The following is a 4,647-nucleotide window of genomic DNA, read 5'->3' as shown; positions in this document are numbered from 1 at the left end:
AGGGCATTCCTTTACCGCTCCCACCCGGCAGAATAAAAAGCCGCAGTCCTCGCAGGCGTAGGTCATGTCATGTCCCCCTTCCGCATAGACAGGCTGATTTTCTTCAAATCCCAAGGAGCTGCTTTTTCTTTGCCTCAAACTCCTGCTGGGAAATGATGCCGTCCTCCATAAGCGCCTTGTATTTTTTGATTTCTTCAATGACGTCGGTAGGCGGAGCCATGTTGGTATATAACGTCCCCATTCCCATCATCCCGGGGCCAATAGACTGCTCAGCTACGTCGGGAAAGGCCACCGTCCTAAGTGCAGCCACCAGCTTTTCAATTTCTTCTATGCTTTGCTGATAGGAGCGGAGGTAGTTGTTCACATCCGGGAGGTTGTTATTAAACCGTGGACCGTCCATATCATATTTGAGCACCGTCCAGTAGGGGTGGTCGAAATGCAGCTCCACGTTAAACGTCTGAAAGGGTTCAGGAATATCAAAATACTGCACCGGTGCGGAGTTATTTACCTTGCCATCGTCCAGCCTGTCAAGGGTTCGTGCCATCCGCTTGCTTGCTGCAAACTGTGCGATTTGCGGCGCCATCTCCATAGCCCGCTCGGTTACGGTGCTGGTGTAACGGCGTATGCCTGCCGCCGAACCCTCAATCAGAGGGGTATTGTCCTCCCTGATGGTAAAGGATTTCAATTGTTTGCCTTCAAACACGGTTTTATCGGGGTTTTTGCTCATACACAGCAGCTTGTTCTGGTAATCAAAGATGATTTTGGTATCCCAAAGGCCGAAATCAATCCGCTCAGAAACCACGAACTGGCCTTTCAGTATTTGGTTTTGATCGTAGAATGCCAGATACTCCCGAAATCCCTGCATTGTCAGATTGCTTTCCTTGTCGGCACCCATATCAATCTTGCTATAACAGTCGTTGCAAATATATTCGCCCTCAATTTTCGATGGCAGAATTAGTGGAATCTTGCCGCCGCAGATAGGGCAAGGGGATTTTTTTGAAAATAAGCCCATATTCCGTTCCTCCTTTTGTTCGCATTATCTTGTTCCTCCGCCCGAACCACCGCCGATGGAGCCGTCGCCTCCGCCAAGGGAAGCAAAACCGCCCCCACCGCCGCTGCGTTTTTCCTGCTCGCGCTGGTCTTCGGCTTGCTTCATATTGCGGTAAAGTAAATAGTGATAGGAATAGGCGGTAACCATGCTTTGGCTGTAGTCGACCAGCTCGGCAGAGAGCTGCGGATACAGCGCCTTCATTTGCTCCGCCACCTGATCGGCGATGCCGAAAAGCATGGCATAGACCAGCAGCTCCCGCCAGATGGGCATTTGCTTAACGCCGCGCTCGGCAACCAGTGAAAAATCCGTGAGATACCGTTTCAGTCCCATCAGCTTGCCCAGCTCCTGTTCACCAGCTGGGTTCAGGTCGGTTAGTTTGGCAGGCATATTCCACCGTTTTAGGCAGTGCTTTTGATTCAAATACGCTCTGCCTGCACTGTCATGCTTCTCTATGTAGGTGCGCAGCAGCTTGTCGTTTTGGCTTGCAAAGCGTTCCAGCTCCTTTGCCTGTAAGATGCCGTCCGCACCGGCCGCACCCTCCAGAACCGTATAGAGGTACTCATCATACTCGTTCATTTGGCTGTGCTGACTGCCCATAAGCCGCAGGCTCACTGTTTCGCGGGTTTGTCCCATCAAGCCGACCTGCTGCGTTTCCACAGGAGACAGGCAGCCAAGCTGAATCACCCGCAGCATTCCTGTGGCAAGAATTGAACCGTCTTCACAGACATCAAACAGCCGTCCCAACGCATAGGTGGCACTCAGATTGCCGCTATTCGGAACATCCCTAAAATACCCGAACTTCTCCGCAAATCTGTTTAGCTTTCTTCGTCTGAGCTTTTTGCTGCGCCCCAGAAAGAATGCCGCCAGCGCAATGGGTGTTCCAAATAAAATGACCATCCCCAAAATCAGTTCAGAAACTGTGCCTTCTTCCTGCTCCGCACCGGAGTCATCATAGTCGCTGCCCTGAAAAGCGGTTTGTTTAAGCGATTCAAAGCTGTCCGGCTCCTGTCTTGCGGGTGATAAAACACCCTTTTCCAAGGAGAACAGCAGTGTCACATGGTTTTCGGAACGAATGGGGCTTTCCGTGTAGGCAAGAATGGCGCCGTCTGAAAATCCCACCTGTCCCTCATAGCCAAAGCCCCATATATCGGCTGTTTCATCGGTGATGGGCGCACTGTCCGCCAGTCGGATTTCCACCTTTACATCGGTGGGGGTGGTGTTCATCCCCTCGTTTACGAAGCGGAAATTCACGCCGTCCCTGTCGCTGTAAGCGCCCACTGCATGATCCAGCTTTTATTCGATGGCATAGCGGTTTTGCCCATACCCGCTGATGCCAAAGCAAATTTCATACCCGTTGTCCGTCTCAAAAACGCCGCATTTTTACGCCTTTTCCTCAAAGCTCCAATCAACGTCCCAATCCGGCACCGTCTCATAGTTCCCGTTTTGGTCGGAGACCGTAAGCTGGCTGATGGTCAGGTAATCGGGTGTGTTCATGGGGATATAGCTTTCGGTTCCCTCGCCAAAATCTCCCTCCCAGACCTGCGTAATGTGCATAGAGCCGTCCCGATTAAGAACAGCTTTTATGTCGATGGTATTTACCTTGTTTGCAGCAAAGGCAGGCACAGGGACAGAAAATATAAAATATAGACATAGAATAAACGTGCCAATAATTTTTCGCATTACACATCTCATTTCATGCTGGGCATATCCGTCTTGCTTGCCTGCTCCACAAGATACTCCCCTTGCCGAAAACCCAGCATGCCGGCAATTGCAGACACTGGGAACATCCGGATTTCACGGTTGAGCTTGGTCACACTGTCGTTGTAAATCAGGCGGCTGGTGCGCACCATGTTTTCAAAGGTCTGCACCGCATCCATGGTTTTGATATAGGTTTGGTTCGCCTTTAGCTCCGGATATTGCTCCGTCACCATGGCAATCCTGCCCAGGGCTTCGGAAATAATCCCTTCCTGATGCAGCACATCCTTCGGCGTGGATTTTGCTGTAATCACGCTTCTTCTGGATTTAATGGTTTCAATCAGCGTTTCGCTTTCGTGCTTGGCATAGCCCTTGGTCAAGTCCAAAAGAGCCGTTAGCGCATCAAAGCGGCTGGACAGCTGTACTCCGATCTGACTCATGGCGTTGCTGATATTCTCATCAAGCACCACCAGTCTGCGTTGGGTGGAGATAGCCCATAGGACAATGACTGCAAGGACTGCTATGATTGCGATAAAAGTTGGCATCATCGTATATTCCCTCCTGTTTCTGTTTTTGGAAACGGCAGGAAGTCTTTCGGGCTTCCTGCCGTTTCGGGTCAATCAAAGACACTTCTTGAAATGCCGTTGCAGCTAAATTACTCTATGCCCATAGCGTCAAGGACTGCTGTTAATTTTTCATCATAATCTGTAGCCAGCTCCGCCGCTGTTTCCAGCTTTGTAACATCATTTTCCTCAGCCGCCTCATAAACGGTTTGCTGATATTGTGCAAGTGCCTCTATGCATGCAGTCAGCACCTCCGCTTTGTCGTCGTAGATGTTGGTTTCCCATGCTGTGCTTTGCACATCCTGAAGCATTTCATTTGCATCCTCTGCCAACTGCTTGTATGCGTCAAGGAGATTGCTTTCTTCTTTTTGACCGCTTTTTACTTCCTCAAGCAGTGTGCCTATAGCCTGCTGATCTTCGTAATTTTCAATAATACGATCAAAAAAGCCCTGAAGCTTTGCGAAGTCCGCATCTGCTTTCGCTTGCTCATCCGTATCAGCCCCCTGTTGCTGGGTAGATGGTGCGTCTGTATCAGCCTCACCGCCGCAGGCCGCAAGGCTCAGCGTCATGGCAAGTGCCATCATAAGTACCAGTAATTTTTTCATTTCAAATCCTCCGTTTTCTGTCAGGTGGTATAGGGTAGTTTCCTTAAATTCACTCTATCAAAATCCTCCCCCCTAAAACCGTCCGCTGCACGAAATATCATCTTTTCGACATGAAACATAGTGTCGGTTATTGAGTTTTATGGTAAAATTAATTTGGAAAAGCAATATTGAGAAATGGAGAAATGAAGAAATGCTTATGCTACAAATTGCGATCTGTGATGACAATATTGACGAGTTGTCCAACATGGTACAGCTTATAGATTTGGACTGTAGTCAATAAGTTGGACACAAAAATACGAAATTTGGCATTAGAAAAATGACTTTTCAAACTCGAGAGGAGTCGAAAAGTTAATAGCAGAGTGTATACGGTTTCTGTTATAGAAACCCTCAATATAGTCAAACAAGCTTAACTTCGCATCATCAAAATCCGAGTAGTGTCTAAGGTAAACTTCTTCTTTTTTAAGAGAGGCATGAAAAGACTCCATCGGAGCGTTATCAAAAGGGCAACCCTTCTTGCTGTAGGAAAGCTTCATCCCATGTTTTTCAGCTGTATTAAGATAGTCCATAGAGGTATACTGAGAGCCTCTGTCATTATGCAAAATAACACCTCTAGGATTACCTTGTTTATAGCAGGCGTTCTCAAGAGCAGAGATAACAAGCTGCTTATTCATTTTTCTAGAAAAGTTAAATCCTACAATTTACTAGTACAAACATCAAGAATACTAGCTAAATA

General features: G+C 48.1%; 6 protein-coding genes. All 6 read right to left on the bottom strand.

From position 1 onward, the window contains the following. Nucleotides 1–103: 103 nt before the first annotated feature. Nucleotides 104–1,012: a DUF4428 domain-containing protein gene (locus ABVZ64_RS10025; RefSeq protein WP_352400879.1), complete on the bottom strand. Its 909-nt coding sequence runs from the start codon at nucleotides 1,010–1,012 to the stop codon at nucleotides 104–106. A gap of 24 nt (nucleotides 1,013–1,036) precedes the next feature. Beyond that, a complete protein-coding gene (locus ABVZ64_RS10020) occupies nucleotides 1,037–2,329 on the bottom strand; it encodes a DUF2207 family protein (RefSeq protein ID WP_352400878.1) in 1,293 nt (430 codons plus the stop codon). Between the two features lie 102 nt (nucleotides 2,330–2,431). Next, complete coding sequence (locus ABVZ64_RS10015) at nucleotides 2,432–2,731, bottom strand: hypothetical protein (RefSeq protein WP_352400877.1); 300 nt, start codon at nucleotides 2,729–2,731, stop codon at nucleotides 2,432–2,434. A gap of 8 nt (nucleotides 2,732–2,739) precedes the next feature. Then, the gene (locus ABVZ64_RS10010) at nucleotides 2,740–3,294 is read right to left on the bottom strand and encodes a LemA family protein (RefSeq protein ID WP_352400876.1); all 555 of its coding nucleotides are present in this window, start codon (nucleotides 3,292–3,294) and stop codon (nucleotides 2,740–2,742) included. Between the two features lie 107 nt (nucleotides 3,295–3,401). Then, nucleotides 3,402–3,914 carry an LptM family lipoprotein gene (locus tag ABVZ64_RS10005; RefSeq protein WP_352400875.1) on the bottom strand — a complete coding sequence of 171 codons (513 nt, stop codon included), beginning with the start codon at nucleotides 3,912–3,914 and terminating at the stop codon, nucleotides 3,402–3,404. Between the two features lie 308 nt (nucleotides 3,915–4,222). After that, on the bottom strand, nucleotides 4,223–4,612 hold the full coding sequence (locus ABVZ64_RS10000) for a DDE-type integrase/transposase/recombinase (RefSeq protein ID WP_352400880.1): 390 nt from the start codon (nucleotides 4,610–4,612) through the stop codon (nucleotides 4,223–4,225). Nucleotides 4,613–4,647 lie beyond the last annotated feature (35 nt).

The organism is Anaerotignum sp. (assembly GCF_040307045.1).
GTDB lineage: Bacteria > Bacillota > Clostridia > Lachnospirales > Anaerotignaceae > Chakrabartyella.
Note: the sequence above shows the minus strand (reverse complement) of the source record. Positions and strands in the feature narration are given on the sequence as shown.

Bases quoted from the DNA above. Each gene is read 5' to 3' on its own strand.
- ABVZ64_RS10010 (WP_352400876.1), bottom strand. From the start codon at position 3,294: ATGATGCCAACTTTTATCGCAATCATAGCAGTCCTTGCAGTCATTGTC.
- ABVZ64_RS10005 (WP_352400875.1), bottom strand. From the start codon at position 3,914: ATGAAAAAATTACTGGTACTTATGATGGCACTTGCCATGACGCTGAGC.
- ABVZ64_RS10025 (WP_352400879.1), bottom strand. From the start codon at position 1,012: ATGGGCTTATTTTCAAAAAAATCCCCTTGCCCTATCTGCGGCGGCAAG.
- ABVZ64_RS10015 (WP_352400877.1), bottom strand. From the start codon at position 2,731: ATGCGAAAAATTATTGGCACGTTTATTCTATGTCTATATTTTATATTT.